13 protein-coding genes are annotated in these 14,669 nt (G+C 65.7%); 11 read left to right on the top strand and 2 right to left on the bottom strand.

Translation table 11 applies throughout. The features are described 5' to 3' along the window. Positions 1 to 121 precede the first annotated feature (121 nt). Positions 122 to 1,336: a DUF418 domain-containing protein gene (locus AB0J47_RS19865; protein WP_364347499.1), complete on the bottom strand. Its 1,215-nt coding sequence runs from the start codon at positions 1,334 to 1,336 to the stop codon at positions 122 to 124. 138 nt (positions 1,337 to 1,474) lie between these two features. Between AB0J47_RS19865 and dop the strand changes: the two genes are divergently transcribed. The 5 genes from dop to pafA all read left to right on the top strand — a co-directional run bounded on the left by dop (position 1,475) and on the right by pafA (position 6,740). After that, positions 1,475 to 2,974, top strand: a complete 1,500-nt coding sequence (gene dop / locus AB0J47_RS19860; protein ID WP_040691614.1) for a depupylase/deamidase Dop — start codon at positions 1,475 to 1,477, stop codon at positions 2,972 to 2,974. Between the two features lie 382 nt (positions 2,975 to 3,356). After that, complete coding sequence (locus tag AB0J47_RS19855) at positions 3,357 to 3,551, top strand: ubiquitin-like protein Pup (RefSeq protein WP_014351559.1); 195 nt, start codon at positions 3,357 to 3,359, stop codon at positions 3,549 to 3,551. Next, entirely contained in the window at positions 3,548 to 4,429 is an 882-nt protein-coding gene (gene prcB, locus AB0J47_RS19850; protein WP_364347495.1) for a proteasome subunit beta, read from the top strand. Before AB0J47_RS19855 ends, prcB begins: the two co-directional genes overlap by 4 nt. Continuing rightward, positions 4,426 to 5,205: a proteasome subunit alpha gene (gene prcA / locus AB0J47_RS19845; protein WP_364347492.1), complete on the top strand. Its 780-nt coding sequence runs from the start codon at positions 4,426 to 4,428 to the stop codon at positions 5,203 to 5,205. Before prcB ends, prcA begins: the two co-directional genes overlap by 4 nt. Positions 5,206 to 5,381: 176 nt before the next feature. Next, entirely contained in the window at positions 5,382 to 6,740 is a 1,359-nt protein-coding gene (gene pafA / locus AB0J47_RS19840; protein ID WP_364347489.1) for a Pup--protein ligase, read from the top strand. 159 nt (positions 6,741 to 6,899) lie between these two features. On the opposite strand, the gene AB0J47_RS19835 is transcribed toward pafA, so the two are convergent. Next, the gene (locus tag AB0J47_RS19835; RefSeq protein ID WP_364347486.1) at positions 6,900 to 7,196 is read right to left on the bottom strand and encodes an MTH1187 family thiamine-binding protein; all 297 of its coding nucleotides are present in this window, start codon (positions 7,194 to 7,196) and stop codon (positions 6,900 to 6,902) included. A gap of 88 nt (positions 7,197 to 7,284) precedes the next feature. Between AB0J47_RS19835 and AB0J47_RS19830 the strand changes: the two genes are divergently transcribed. From AB0J47_RS19830 to AB0J47_RS19805, 6 genes are all read left to right on the top strand, one after another. Continuing rightward, positions 7,285 to 8,280, top strand: a complete 996-nt coding sequence (locus tag AB0J47_RS19830) for a YafY family protein (protein ID WP_364347483.1) — start codon at positions 7,285 to 7,287, stop codon at positions 8,278 to 8,280. A 70-nt stretch (positions 8,281 to 8,350) separates the two neighbouring features. Beyond that, positions 8,351 to 9,328 (top strand): YafY family protein, encoded by a 978-nt coding sequence (locus AB0J47_RS19825; RefSeq protein WP_364347480.1) that lies wholly within the window; start codon positions 8,351 to 8,353, stop codon positions 9,326 to 9,328. A 34-nt stretch (positions 9,329 to 9,362) separates the two neighbouring features. Next, the gene (locus tag AB0J47_RS19820) at positions 9,363 to 10,394 is read left to right on the top strand and encodes a 2-dehydropantoate 2-reductase (protein ID WP_364347885.1); all 1,032 of its coding nucleotides are present in this window, start codon (positions 9,363 to 9,365) and stop codon (positions 10,392 to 10,394) included. A 197-nt stretch (positions 10,395 to 10,591) separates the two neighbouring features. Beyond that, the gene (tatA, locus tag AB0J47_RS19815) at positions 10,592 to 10,864 is read left to right on the top strand and encodes a Sec-independent protein translocase subunit TatA (protein ID WP_364347477.1); all 273 of its coding nucleotides are present in this window, start codon (positions 10,592 to 10,594) and stop codon (positions 10,862 to 10,864) included. 105 nt (positions 10,865 to 10,969) lie between these two features. Then, the gene (tatC, locus tag AB0J47_RS19810) at positions 10,970 to 11,923 is read left to right on the top strand and encodes a twin-arginine translocase subunit TatC (protein ID WP_364347474.1); all 954 of its coding nucleotides are present in this window, start codon (positions 10,970 to 10,972) and stop codon (positions 11,921 to 11,923) included. 2 nt (positions 11,924 to 11,925) lie between these two features. After that, a complete protein-coding gene (locus AB0J47_RS19805) occupies positions 11,926 to 14,664 on the top strand; it encodes an RNA helicase (protein ID WP_364347471.1) in 2,739 nt (912 codons plus the stop codon). The last annotated feature ends 5 nt before the right edge of the window (positions 14,665 to 14,669 follow it).

Genomic DNA, 14,669 nt, shown 5'->3' with positions numbered 1-14,669 from the left:
GAAGAGAACACGAGTAGTGCCCTACTCGTGTTCTCCTTGTCAGCACTTGGCCGATGCTGGGTCGCGTTCGGCCCTGTTTCGGGTGTTGAACTGCGGCGATGTACGCCAGCGCAGCGGTGACTCAGCGTTCGCGGGACAGTGCGCGGTAGCTGAGATTCCACACCCACTCGACCGGACCGCGCTCGAACCGGCGCAACCACAGGTGCGCGATGGTCACGATGACCAGCGCGACCAGCAGGTAGATACCAACCGTGAACGGCACCCGAGCGTCCGGGCAGACGCGCGCGGCAAGTCCGAAACCCCACCCGTAGCACAGCACCGAAGCGACCAGATTCTGCAGGATGTAGCAGCTCAGCGCCATCCGACCGACCTCGGTGAGCCGCTTGCCGACGAAGCCGACCCGCGGACGACGCAGGTAGAACTCCGCGACCAGCGCGAGCAGGCCGAAGGCGACGAACGGGGCCGTGCCGTACCTGGTCAACAAAACCAGATCACCACCCCCGAGCACACCGACCGCAAGATCGATCGGCGCGGCGACAGCGAATCCGATGATCATGAGCCGCCGGCGGATCCGCGCCCCTTCCGGCCGGAACACCCCGGCCCGGAACAACCGCGCACCCGCGAGGAACAGCGCGATCGACATCGGGAAAACGAAAATCGGCTCGAAGCGGAACATGCCCGCATTCTCGAGCCGGAACAGCACCAGATCCCAGAATGATCCATTCGCATAGGGATTCGGATCCAGCGGCTGGCGCGGCGTCGAACCCTGTTGGCTCGCAACGGCCATCGCGATACCGATGAGCGTCAGCATAGCGATATGGAACCCGGCCGCTATCGTCAGCCAACGACGTTGCGCGCGTTCACTTGTCGCGAGAATGAAGGCGACGACTAATCCGGTGACTGCATAGCCCATCAGCACATCGAATTCCGCGACGAACAGAAAATTCAGCACACCGTCGAGGAACAACAGCCCGGCCCGCCATGGATAGCTACCCGGCCACCGTCGACCGCCGCGCACGGCCGAGCCCTGCTGGATCGCCAGGCCGATGCCGAACGCAATGGTGAGCAACCCGAGGAACTTGCCCTGCGCGAGTTGCTGCAGCACTCGCTGCGACCACATCCAGCCGGTCGCCGGGGTGCCGAACTCGTCGATGTAGCCGACCAGGCCCTCGGGATGGGTGAGAATCCAGATATTGGTGCCGAGCGTGCCGAGGATCGCGATGCCGCGCAAGACGTCCAGGGCAACCAACCGCGTCGGAGTCTTCGACCAGGTGACGGTGCTGGGCTCATCCGACTTGCGGTGCCGCCCCGCGATTTCGGCGATCGAATCGGTCATGCTCCGAATATCCCGGCCGCTATGGCCTGCTCGTATCCTCCGGAAGTACCACCGTCGGTATGACATCGATGTCACCCGAGATCGCCGATGCCGCCGGTCGCGACCGACGGCGGCCACGCGTCGCCTAGGCTCGACGGTATGCAGCGCATCATCGGTATCGAGGTCGAATACGGCATCTCCACACCCACCGAGCCGTCGGCCAACCCGATTCTCACCTCCACGCAAGCGGTTCTCGCCTACGCCGCAGCGGAGGGGGTGCCGCGCGCGAAGCGCACGCGCTGGGACTACGAGGTGGAATCGCCGCTGCGCGACGCCCGCGGCTTCGACCTGAGCCGGATGAACGGCCCTGCCCCCGTCATCGACGCCGACGAGGTCGGCGCGGCCAATATGATCCTCACAAACGGTGCCCGGCTCTACGTCGACCACGCCCATCCGGAGTACTCCGCGCCCGAGGTCACCGATCCGCTGGATGCGGTTATCTGGGACAAAGCGGGCGAACGGGTCATGGAGGCGGCCGCACGGCACGCGTCCAGCGTTCCCGGTGCGCCGCGGCTGCAGCTGTACAAGAACAATGTCGACGGCAAGGGCGCCTCCTACGGCACCCACGAGAACTACCTGATGAGCCGTGACACCCCGTTCAACCAGATCATCGTCGGGCTCACCCCGTTTTTCGTCTCGCGCCAGGTGATCTGCGGTTCCGGCCGGGTCGGCATCGGACAGTCGGGTGATCACGCCGGATTCCAGCTGTCCCAGCGCGCCGACTACATCGAGGTCGAGGTCGGCCTGGAAACCACGCTCAAGCGCGGCATCATCAACACTCGCGACGAACCGCACGCCGATGCGGACAAATACCGCCGCCTGCACGTCATCATCGGCGATGCCAACCTCGCCGAGATGTCCACCTACCTCAAGGTCGGCACCACCGCGCTGGTGCTGGACCTGATCGAGGCGGGTGAGGATCTGTCGGATCTGCAGCTGGCCCGCCCGGTCACCGCCGTTCACCAGATCAGCCACGATCCGACCCTGCGCGCCACGGTGGCCCTCACCGACGGCCGCGAACTCACCGGCCTGGCGCTGCAGCGCATCTACCTGGACCGGGTGGAGAAATTCGTGGCCCGCAGCGGCAACGACGACGAGCGCGTCAAGGACATCCTGGAGAACTGGGCCAACGTGCTGGATCTGCTGGAGCGCGATCCGATGGAATGCGCCAACCTGCTGGACTGGCCCGCCAAGCTGCGCCTACTCGAGGGGATGCGCAAGCGCGAGGGGCTGAGCTGGGCCGCGCCCAAACTGCACCTGATGGACCTGCAGTACTCCGACGTCCGCCTGGACAAGGGCCTCTACAACCGCCTGGTCGCCCGCGGTTCGATGAAACGCCTGATCAACGAGCAGCAGGTGCTCGACGCGATGACCAAGCCGCCGACCGACACCCGTGCCTACTTCCGAGGCGAATGTCTGCGTCGATTCGGCGCCGATATCGCGGCGGCCAGCTGGGATTCTGTGATCTTCGACCTGGGCGGCGATTCACTCGTGCGCATCCCGACCCTGGAGCCGCGCCGCGGCACCAGGGCCCACGTGGGCAAGCTGCTCGACGGCGTGAACACCGCCGCTGAGTTGGTCGAACAGCTGACCACTTAGCAAATCGCGCGAATAAGCCCAGGTAGCAACGGCTATCGCGATCGCAGCAACGACGGAGCGAGTCTTACTAGCGAGGAGTTCGCGGCCGAGTCGTCGAAGCGCGTGCGACGTAGTCGGGAGTCTCGACGGCACTCCCTGGCGACTGCTTGCCGGTCGCTCGAGAGGGTCGGCCGCGCGACAGCAGGGAGCCGTGAACACGCAGCGCCGAAGGCGCTGCAAATCGAACACAGTCGCGAACACGCCGTGCCCGCGCGGCCGATAACCGAGCACGTTGTCAGAATGGCTGGGTAGTGTTGATGTACGGGCACGGACATTGCTCATGATCAGGGTCGTGCTCAGAATGGAGCCCTGGTCATGATGAGGACAGAGGAGGTCGGCTGCCATGGCACAAGAGCAGACCAAACGCGCCGGGGGCGGCGACGAGGACGAGGGCCCGGAGGGCGTTGACGCCGCCGGTCAGGAGCGCCGCGAAAAACTGGCGGAGGATACCGACGACCTGCTCGACGAGATCGATGATGTGCTCGAGGAGAACGCGGAAGACTTCGTTCGCGCGTATGTGCAGAAGGGCGGCCAGTGACAGCAGGTGACCCCTTGCGTCTCCACCCGGGGCACGCCCTCTCGTCATTCACCGAGCACCTGCGCATGCACGCACCGGAACTGTTGCCTGGCAACCGATTCGGCGCGATCGAAGGTGCCACCCCGATCTCGGGTGGCACAGCCTCCGGTGGCACCGCCGCGAAACAGCTGGCTCCGCACGGAACCACCATCGTGGCGGTCTCGTTTCGCGGTGGTGTGCTGATCGCCGGTGACCGGCGGGCCACCCAGGGAAACCTGTTGGCCAGCAGGGATATCGAGAAGGTGTACATCACCGACACCTATTCGGCGGCCGGTATCGCGGGCACCGCGGGCATGGCCATCGAGATGGTGCGATTGTTCGCCGTCGAGTTGGAGTACTACGAGAAGATCGAGGGTGTCTCGTTGACCTTCGACGGCAAGGCGAACAAGCTGTCGAAGATGGTGCGCGACAACCTCCCTGCCGCACTGCAGGGTTTGGCGGTGGTTCCGGTGCTGGTCGGCTACGACCAGCACGCCACCGATGTGGACAAGGCCGGTCGGATCGTGTCCTACGACGTGGTCGGCGGGCGAAGTGAGGAGCGGTTCGGTTATACCGCGGTCGGTTCGGGTTCGATGTTCGCGAAATCGTCGTTGAAAAAGCTGTACGCCAAGGGTATCGATGAGGACCGCGCATTGCGGATCGCCGTCGAATCGCTCTTCGACGCGGCCGACGACGACACCGCAACCGGCGGACCGGATCTGGTGCGCGGCATCTACCCGACGGCGATCGTCATCGACAACGATGGCGCCGACGAGGTGACCGAATCACGGTTGGAGGAGATCACGCGGGCGATCGTCGCCGATCGCGAGGCCGCGGAAGAGGGGAGTGCCTCAGCATGACACTGCCGTATTACGCGTCGGCCGAACAGATCATGCGCGACAAGACCGAGCTCGCGCGCAAGGGCATCGGTCGCGGTCGCAGTGTGATCGTGCTGACCTACGACAAGGGTGTGCTGTTCGTCGCGGAGAATCCGTCCGCGACGTTGCACAAGGTGAGCGAGCTGTACGACCGAGTCGGGTTCGCGGCCGTCGGCAAGTACAACGAATTCGAGGCACTGCGCCGCGGCGGCATCCTGCAGGCCGATCTGAAGGGCTACCAGTACGACCGGCGCGATGTCACCGGCCGTGGCCTGGCCAATGCCTACGCGCAGACCCTCGGCACGATCTTCACCGATCAACTCAAGCCCTATGAGGTGGAGATCTGTGTGGCCGAGGTCGGCTACCCGGAACAGTCCCCGGAATCGGTGCTGTATCGGATCACCTTCGACGGCTCGATAGTGGATGAGCGCGAATACGTGGTGATGGGCGGCACGACCGAGCCGATCATGACCGCGCTGAAAGCCTCCTACCAGCCTGGACTCGACTTGTCCGGTGCGGTGGCAGTCGCGGTGAAGGCCTTGAAGTCCGGGGTGCCCGATGCCGCGGACAAAGACAAGCGGGTGCTAGGGGTGGGATCGCTCGAGGTCGCCACGCTGGAACAGGCGCGGCCCCGGCGGGCGTTCCGCCGGGTCGCGGGCGCGGCCTTGGACCAGTTGTTGACCGGCGGTGAGTCGGCGAGCAAGGCCGAGGCGGCGGACACCGAGTCGGAGTCGAAGGACGCTCCCGAATCGGAGTAGTTCCACCACGATCATTCGGCTGCGAAGGCCCTCCCGATTCATCGGGAGGGCCTTCGTTTCGTGCGGTGGTTTTCCGCCGAACATTTCGCTCACGTGCGAAATCGTTGTGAAGACGTATGCACCAGGGTTGTCCGCAGCCCCACGCGAGTACATGACATGGCTGTAATGTCGATAGTGTGCAGCGACGAATCATGGGGATCGAGACCGAATTCGGTGTGACGTGCACCTTCCACGGACACCGTCGGCTCAGCCCCGACGAGGTGGCCCGGTATTTGTTCCGCCGGGTAGTTTCCTGGGGCCGTAGCTCTAACGTGTTCCTCCGCAACGGTGCTCGGCTCTACCTCGATGTCGGGTCGCATCCGGAGTACGCCACCGCAGAGTGCGACAACTTGGCGCAGCTGGTCACTCATGACCGGGCTGGTGAGCGCGTGCTGGAGGAGTTGCTGATCGACGCCGAGCAGCGCCTCGCGGAGGAAGGCATCGGCGGCGACATCTACTTGTTCAAGAACAACACCGACTCCGCAGGCAACTCCTACGGCTGCCACGAGAACTTCCTCGTGGTGCGGGCCGGTGAGTTCTCCCGGATCTCGGATGTGCTGCTGCCGTTCCTGGTCACCCGTCAGCTGATCTGCGGTGCGGGCAAGGTGCTGCAGACGCCGAAGGCGGCCACGTTCTGCCTGTCCCAGCGTGCCGAGCACATCTGGGAGGGCGTCTCCTCGGCGACCACCCGCTCGCGCCCGATCATCAATACCCGCGACGAGCCGCACGCCGATGCCGAGAAGTACCGGCGTCTGCACGTGATCGTCGGCGACTCGAATATGTCCGAGACCACCACCATGCTCAAGGTCGGCACGGCGGCGCTGGTGTTGGAGATGATCGAGGCGGGCGTCTCGTTCCGCGATTTCGCCCTGGACAACCCGATCCGCGCCATTCGTGAGGTCAGCCACGACCTGACCGGCCGTCGTCCGGTCCGGCTCGCCGGTGGACGCCAAGCCAGCGCGCTCGAGATCCAGCGTGAGTACTACGCCCGCGCTGTCGAGCACCTGCGCAACCGCGACCGCGACCCCAATATCGACCAGGTCGTCGATCTGTGGGGCCGCACCCTGGACGCGGTCGAGGCGCAGGACTTCGCCAAGGTCGACACCGAGGTCGACTGGGTGATCAAGCGCAAGCTCTTCCAGCGCTACCAGGACCGCTACGGCATGGAGCTGTCCGATCCCAAGATCGCCCAACTCGATCTGGCCTATCACGACATCAAGCGCGGTCGCGGTGTCTTCGACCTGCTGCAGCGCAAGGGTCTGGCCAAGCGTGTCACCGAGGACGAGGCCGTCGACGCCGCCGTGGACACCCCGCCGCAGACCACGCGCGCCAAACTGCGCGGCGATTTCATCACAGCCGCGCAGGAAGCGGGCCGCGACTTCACCGTCGACTGGGTGCACCTCAAGCTCAATGATCAAGCCCAGCGCACGGTCTTGTGCAAGGACCCGTTCCGCTCGGTGGACGAGCGAGTGGATCGGCTGATCGCCTCGATGTAGCCGCTTCCGCCGCCAAGTCTGTCCGAGGGGCAGCGTGCCGCAGTCGGTGGATCGGCCGCGTCTGCGTCCTCGCAGATCTACCCAGCGCCTCGCACATGTTGTGACTTCTGCGAGGAGTGCGACGGGTGTGCGAGGACGTTGGTGAGCGTGGGCTTGCGGCTAGTTCTCGGCGAGGTATCGCTCGATGGTCTCGACCTTGGCGGACATCGCGTCGGTCACGCCCGGGCGGATGTCGGCTTTCAGGACCAGGCTGCAACGGGGTGCGACGGCGAGTATCGCGTCCGTGGCGTCCTTGACCACGGCCATCACCTCGTCCCATTCGCCCTCGATCGTGGTGAACATGGCGTCGGTGCGGTTGGACAGACCGCTGGCTCGCACGATTCGGACGGCTTCGGCGACAGCTCGGCCGACGTCGACGCCCGCACCCAGCGGTGTCACGGAGAACGCGATGATCATGACTCCATGATGGCGGTGCACCAATCGGAATACGGTGAATCGCGCGCCGACGCGCGGGCGCGCCGGTGGGCCGATTACCCTGTGTCGAGTGGCGATATCCAAGGTCGAGCGGCTGATGAATCTGGTCATCGCGCTGTTGTCGACCCGGCAATTCCTGACCGCGGAGCGGATTCGGGACAGCGTCGCGGGGTACGAGGATTCGGCCAGCGACGAAGCGTTCAGTCGAATGTTCGAGCGCGATAAGAACGAGCTGCGTGACCTGGGGATTCCCTTGGAGGTCGGGCAGGTCAGCCGGTTTTCGACGGTGGAGGGCTATCGGATCAACCGCGACGCCTACGAACTACCCGACATCGATCTGACCAGTGAGGAAGCGGCGGCGGTCGCGGTCGCGGTGCAGATGTGGGAGTCGCCGGAGCTGGCGGCAGCAGCCGATGGCGCGCTGCTGAAGTTGCGTGCGGCCGGAATCCACGTCGAGACCGATGCCGCGGTGGCCTCGGTGCCCGCGGTTCCGGCGCGCACCCGGGGCTCGGATGCGGTGCTCGGCAAGCTGCTGGCCGCGATCGATGCGGGTCAGGCGGTACGGTTCGAACATCGGGGTGCGATCAACGAGCCGTATGTCATGCGTGATGTAGAGCCCTGGGGTGTCGTCACCCACAATGGCCGCTGGTATCTGGTCGGACACGACCGGAATCGGAACGCGGTCCGCAGCTTCCGGCTATCGCGGATCGGCGACGATGTGACCGCCTACGGCCCGCCCAATTCGGTCGGCAAACCCGAGGGCGTGGATCTGCGTGAGATCGTCGGCACCGTCACCGGCAGCGCACCGGTGACCGGCACCGCGACGGTGTGGGTGGCCGAAGGCCACGGCCGTGAGATCCGCCGACTCGGACCCGTGCTGGAAGAGCGCACCATCGGCGAACGCCGTGGGGTGGTCGTCGAGTTGCCCATCCGATCCCGAGATTGGTTGGCGCGCTTGATCACCGGACTCGGTCCCGATGCCGTGGTGCTCGCACCCGAGGAACTGCGCGCGGATGTGGTGGCGCGATTGCGTTCGGTCTTCGACCATACGGAGGTCACCGCATGAGCGAGCGAACGACAAACACACTCGAACATCGCTCGTTCATGACCGAACCGAGAGCCAGCGAGGTGCGGTCATGAACGAGCGCAGTCGACTTTCGGTTCGGCTCTCACGGCTGCTCAACATGATTCCGTACTTCATTGCGAATCCGGGGATCAGTGCCGCCGAGGCCGCCGCCGATCTCGGCGTGACCACCAAGCAGCTGATGAGCGACCTCAACCAGCTGTGGATGTGCGGCCTGCCCGGTTACGGGCCGGGCGATCTGATCGACCTGTCGTTCTCCGAGGAGAGCATCGAGGTCACCTTCTCGGCGGGCATCGACCGGCCGCTGCGGCTGACCTCCACCGAGGCGACCGCATTGCTGGTGGCGCTGCGCTCGATCGTGGATATGCCGGGCATGGTCGATCCGACCGCGGCGCATGCGGCAATCGCCAAACTGGAATCGGCCATCGTGGGTGGTAAGACCGCCTACGATGCCCGCGAGCATCTGCCGACCGAGGCACCGGCGGTTTCGACGGTGCGTTCCGCGCTGGCCCGCCAGCGTGCGCTGCGGCTGGTCTACTATTCGGCGAGTCGCGATGTCGTATCCGAGCGTGTCGTCGATCCGATTCGTATTGTCCTGGTGGACAACAACAGTTACCTGCAGGCCTGGTGCCGCGAGGCCGAAGGTGTGCGCCTGTTCCGCTTCGATCGGATCGAGGCGGCCACCGAACTCGACGAGCCCGCCCGACCGCCGAGCCACGCGACCGAGGAGGCCGCCGCGCTCGACCTGTTCCAAGACGATCCCGCGGTTCCGTTGGCGCGCTTGCGTATTCGCGGCGACTACGGTTGGGTGCTCGATCAATACCCGATGCATCGGATGGCGGTGCACCCGGACGGCAGCATCGAGACGACCATGCGCTTCGCCACCATGGACTGGATGGCGCGGCTGCTGCTCGGCTTCGGTTCCGGCGTCACGGTGCTCGGCCCACCCGAATTGATCACCGCGGTGCGCGAACGCTCGAACGCCGCACTTGCCGCCTACGAAGCGGCCGGTTTCCTGGAGACCAGATGAATCGCACGGAGGCTGGACCGGCGTGAGTGATGTGATGGCACCCCCTCGGGTGTTGGTCCTGGGCGCCGGAAGCATTGGTTCCTTTGTCGGCGGAAAGCTGGCGGCGGCCGGCGCCGATATCACATTCGTCGGTCGGCAGCGGGTGCTGGACGAGATCAGTGCGTCCGGGCTGCGGCTCACCGACCTCGACGGCGGTGACGTCGCGGTGGCGAGGGATGCGGTGCGGGTGTCGACCACGCCGGAGGATGTCGGGTCCGCCGATCTGGTGCTGGTCACCGTGAAGTCGGCGGCGACCGCGGCGGCCGTGCGCGATCTCGACGGCAAGATCCGTCCCGGCACCGTGGTGCTGAGCCTGCAGAACGGGGTCGGCAACGATGCGGTGATCCGCGAAACCCTGCCGACCTGCGTGGTGCTGGCAGGAATGGTGATGTTCAACGTCGTGCATCATCCCGACGGCCGGTTCCACCGCGGTACCGAGGGCGGACTGGCGGTGCAGGACGATCCGGCGCTGGCACAGTTCACCGAGGTATTCGCGCGGGCCGGTCTGGCACTGCGGCGGTATCCGGACCTGCTGCCGGTGCAATGGGCGAAGCTGCTGCTCAACCTCAACAACCCGATCAATGCGCTGTCCGGTCGGCCGCTGCGCGAGGAACTGTCCGACCGCGACTTCCGGCGCTGCCTGGCCCTCACTCAGCGCGAGGCGCTCGCCGCGATGAGCCGAGCGCGAATTCGCCCCGCCCGGCTGACGCCGCTGCCGCCGAAATGGATGGCGCGGCTGCTGACCGTTCCGGACGGAATCTTCCGCCGGGTCGCCGCAACGGTGCTGGCCATCGATCCGCAGGCGCGCTCGTCCATGGCCGATGACCTCGAACTCGGTCGCAAGACCGAAATCTCCTGGTTGTGCGGGGAGATCGTGAGCCTCGGCGTGATGGTGGGACTGCCGACACCGGTCAATCAGCGACTCATCGAACTGATCGTGGCCGCCGAACAGGGTGGCCGGCGCGACTGGACCGGGCCGCAACTGCTGGAGCAATTGCGATCGGCGGCCGGCACAAAGGACGGCTGATTTCGTGACCCCACGGATAACTCGTTGGGCACCCCCAGAAATAGGCACACCACTCGACCGCTGGCCTGCTACGAAACCATCGACGCACCCACGTCCGGCAAAAGGATCGAAGAGGTGGGGGAGCACACCGACGCGGGCGTTCTCGCATGTCATAGTCCGGTAGCATCGGAGCTACCACATTCTTTGGAGGTTTCATTATGGGCAGTCTGAGCATCTGGCACTGGCTGATCATCGCCGCGGTCTTCGTGATGTTCTTCGGCGCGAAGCGTATGCCCGATGCCGCCCGCAGCCTGGGCCGCTCGCTGCGCATCTTCAAGAGCGAAGTCAGCCAGATGCAGAACGAGAGCAGCGCACAGGCAAGTGCAGCACCGGTCCAGCAACCGGCCGCCGAACTGCCGCAGGCCTCGGCGGTCCAGCCGACGGTCGCGCAGCCGCAGGCCGAGCCCCAGGCACAGCCGAAGTCGCTCTGAGCCCAGCCTTTGCCGCCGGGGTGAGTAGCGAACTCGCTCCGGGCGTAGTGCTGTTGCCCGCCGACCGCCGCGGGCACCGTCGACCTCAGGGGCCAACACACCACCATGCGAATTCCGTTCGATCCCCGGCGCAGTAAGCGCAGGACGAATCCCGACGGCACCATGTCGTTGGTCGAGCATCTGCAGGAGCTGCGCCGTCGGCTGCTGGTCTCGATCGCCGCGGTCGTCGTCACCACGCTGTTCGGCTTCTTCTGGTACGCGCACACGATCTTCGGCGTCGAAAGCCTTGGTTCGCTGCTCACCGGACCCTACTGTTCACTGCCCGCCTCGTCGCGGGCCGTGCTCACCGCCGACGGTGCCTGCCGCCTGCTGGCGACCGCGCCCTTCGAACAGTTCATGCTGCGGTTGAAGGTCGGCATGACAGCGGGCGTGGTATTGGCCGCCCCGGTGTGGCTGTATCAGATCTGGGCCTTCATCACGCCCGGTCTGTACGCGAAGGAACGCAAGTACGCGGTCGGATTCGTCACCTCCGGCAGTGCGCTGTTCGTGACCGGCGCCGTACTCGCGTATTGGGTTGTCGCACACGCGTTGAGCTTCCTGCTGAATATCGGCAACAACGCGCAGATCACCGCCCTGAGCGGTACACAATACTTCAGCTTCATCATCCAGCTGCTCGTCATCTTCGGTGTCAGCTTCGAAATCCCGCTGCTGGTAGTCGGATTGAATCTGGTCGGGGTGCTGCACTACGACAAGCTCGCCAAGTGGCGGCGCGGAATCGTCTTCGGGCTCTTCGTCTTCGCCGCGATCGTGACCCCGCAGGATCCCTTCTCCATGCTGGCATTGGCGCTGGCCCTCACGGTGCTTTTCGAGGTTGCCATCCAGTTCTCTCGGATCAACGACAAGCGGCGCGCGCGTCGGGAGGCCGAGGAATTGGCGGCACTCTCGGATGAGGAAGCCTCCACGATCTCCGGCCCCGATCCGATCAACCCGGCCGATTCGATCTCGGAACCCTCGGCGAAATCAGCACGACCCGTGTCGGACTACTCCGATACCCTCTGACCGTGACGTATCACCAGTCGCAGGCGGGCGAGCTGGCAAAGTTCTCCGCCGAGCTGACTTTCGGGTTGGATCCCTTCCAGCGCAATGCCTGCAAAGCCCTCGAGGGCGGGCACAGCGTGCTGGTCTGTGCCCCTACCGGCGCGGGTAAGACCGTCGTCGGCGAATTCGCGGTGCACCTGGCATTGGCGGCGGGCGGAAAGTGTTTCTACACCACACCGATCAAGGCGCTGTCGAACCAGAAGTTCGCCGATCTGACCGAGCGGCACGGGCGTGACCAGGTCGGACTGCTCACCGGTGACCAGTCGATCAATCCGGACGCGCCGGTTGTCGTGATGACCACCGAGGTGCTGCGCAATATGCTCTACGCCTCCTCGGACGCGCTGCGCGGACTGTCGTATGTGGTGATGGACGAGGTGCACTACCTCGCCGACCGCTTCCGCGGTGCGGTCTGGGAGGAGGTCATCCTGCATCTGTCGCCGGATGTGCGGCTGGTCAGCCTGTCCGCGACGGTCAGCAATGCCGAGGAATTCGGCGCGTGGATGGAGACCGTGCGCGGCGATACCGCGGTGGTCGTCGACGAAACCCGCCCGGTGCCGCTGTGGCAGCACGTCATGGTCGGGCGCCGGATGTTCGATCTGTTCGATACCAACTCCAGCGAACAGAAGGTGCTGGTCGACGAGGATCTGGTGCGCTACATCCGCCAGCGTGAGGCGGCGGACCGGATGAACGGCTGGGGTGGACCGCGTGGTCGCGGTGGTAATCGCAACTTCCGGCCGCTGCCCAGACCGGAGGTGCTGGCCAAGCTCGATGAGGAAGGGCTGCTGCCCGCGATCACCTTCATCTTCAGCCGGGCCGGATGCGATGGGGCTCTTGCCCAATGCCTGCGTTCGCGACTGGATCTCTCGGGGACGGCAGTCGGCGGAGCCGGCGGGGTGGGTAAACACAGTCGTGACGACCAGGCCGACGAGATCGACGCGATCATCGAGAAACACACCGGGGATCTGCCCAAAGGCGATCTCGAGGTGCTCGGCTACTGGGAATGGCGCGAGGCCCTGCACCGGGGCCTGGCCGCGCATCACGCGGGCATGCTGCCCGCCTTCCGGCACACGGTCGAGGAACTGTTCGTGCGCGGTCTGGTGCGGGCCGTATTCGCTACGGAGACACTGGCATTGGGCATCAATATGCCCGCGCGCACGGTGGTGCTCGAGCGGCTGGTCAAATACAACGGCGAATCGCACGCCGAACTGACGCCGGGGGAGTACACGCAGCTCACCGGCCGGGCCGGACGCCGCGGAATCGATGTCGAGGGCCATGCGGTGGTGCTGTGGCAGCCCGAGGTCGACACGAGTGCGGTCGCAGGTCTGGCATCCACCCGGACCTATCCGCTGCGCAGTTCCTTCCGGCCGGGTTACAACATGTCGATCAATCTGATCGACCGGATGGGCGCGGACGAGTCGCGGGCGCTGCTGGAGCGGTCCTTCGCGCAGTTCCAGGCCGATCGGTCGGTAGTGGGATTGGTGCGCGGGATCGAGCGCAACGAGGGGCAGTTGCGCAAACTGCGCGATCAGCTCGGCGGCGAGGACGGCGGCTTCCTGGAATACATCTCTCTGCGCGAGCGGATCAAGCAGCGCGAACGTCAGATCGAACAGCAGGGTCGGGCCGATCGGCGCGGGGCAGCGGTCGACGCGCTGGTGTCCCTGCGGCGCGGCGATGTGGTGGCCATTCCGTCCGGGCGGCGGGCCGGGCTCGCCGTGATTCTGGAGCCGGATGCCACGCCGGGGGATCCGCGTCCGCTGGTACTGACCGAGGACAAGTGGGCGGGGCGGGTGTCGGTCGCCGATTTCCCGGTGCCCGCGAAAACCCTGGGCCATATGCGGCTGCCACGCAAGATCGATCACCGCACGGCGCGGACACGGCGCGATCTGGCCTCGGCATTGCGCAGCACCGGAATCTCGGCGCCGGGGCGATCGCGGCGCGGTGACCGTTCGAAGGCAGGCGAGGACCGCGAGCTGTCGACCTTGCGGCGCAGTCTGCGTTCGCATCCGGCGCACACCCGGCCCGATCGCGAACAGATGAGCCGGGTCGGCGAGCGCTACAACCGGCTGCTGCGCGAGACCGAGACGATGCGCCAAAAGGTTGCCGCGACCACCAATTCGTTGGCGCGCACCTTCGATCGGATCCTCGGTCTGCTCGAAGAGCGCGGGTTCGTGGACGCGGGCGAGGTGACCGTCGACGGGCGTCGGCTGGCCAGAATCTACGCCGAAAGCGATCTGCTCGTCGCCGAATGCCTGCGGCAGGGGCTGTGGCGCGGGCTCGGTCCGGCCGAATTGGCGGCGGTGGTTTCCATACTGGTGTACGAATCCCGCCAGGAGGGTGGCTATCTCGGCGTCAGCGGGCCGACCGAACCGATTCGCCGGGCGGTCGGCGCGACCGTCGGCGTGTGGAGCGAGTTGCGCTCCGATGAGGCACGGCACAGACTGCCGCCCACCCGCGAACCGGATCTCGGTTTCGTGACAGGCGTTTACAAATGGGCCCGCGGCGATGGGTTGGCCGAGTCGTTGCTGGCCAGCGGTGATCAGAACGCGCCGCTGTCGGCGGGCGATTTCGTGCGGTGGTGCCGACAGGTGATCGATCTGCTCGATCAGATCCACGCAACCGCCGACGATGTCGAGGTCGCGGGGACCGCGGCCAAGGCCGTCCGCGCGATCCGACGGGGTGTCGTAGCCGTGGACGCCGCGTAGCCGAT

The sequence above is a fragment of the Nocardia sp. NPDC049737 genome (assembly GCF_040674755.1).
Classification (GTDB): domain Bacteria; phylum Actinomycetota; class Actinomycetes; order Mycobacteriales; family Mycobacteriaceae; genus Nocardia.
The sequence above is the reverse complement of the archived record's forward strand: the minus strand, read 5'-3'. Positions and strand labels throughout refer to the sequence as shown.

Excerpts from the sequence above, each read along its gene's own strand:
- prcA (WP_364347492.1), top strand. The coding sequence starts at position 4,426 with ATGACACTGCCGTATTACGCGTCGGCCGAACAGATCATGCGCGACAAG.
- dop (WP_040691614.1), top strand. The coding sequence starts at position 1,475 with ATGCAGCGCATCATCGGTATCGAGGTCGAATACGGCATCTCCACACCC.
- AB0J47_RS19835 (WP_364347486.1), bottom strand. The coding sequence starts at position 7,196 with ATGATCATCGCGTTCTCCGTGACACCGCTGGGTGCGGGCGTCGACGTC.
- AB0J47_RS19825 (WP_364347480.1), top strand. The coding sequence starts at position 8,351 with ATGAACGAGCGCAGTCGACTTTCGGTTCGGCTCTCACGGCTGCTCAAC.
- AB0J47_RS19855 (WP_014351559.1), top strand. The coding sequence starts at position 3,357 with ATGGCACAAGAGCAGACCAAACGCGCCGGGGGCGGCGACGAGGACGAG.
- tatC (WP_364347474.1), top strand. The coding sequence starts at position 10,970 with ATGCGAATTCCGTTCGATCCCCGGCGCAGTAAGCGCAGGACGAATCCC.
- AB0J47_RS19865 (WP_364347499.1), bottom strand. The coding sequence starts at position 1,336 with ATGACCGATTCGATCGCCGAAATCGCGGGGCGGCACCGCAAGTCGGAT.
- tatA (WP_364347477.1), top strand. The coding sequence starts at position 10,592 with ATGGGCAGTCTGAGCATCTGGCACTGGCTGATCATCGCCGCGGTCTTC.
- AB0J47_RS19820 (WP_364347885.1), top strand. The coding sequence starts at position 9,363 with ATGGCACCCCCTCGGGTGTTGGTCCTGGGCGCCGGAAGCATTGGTTCC.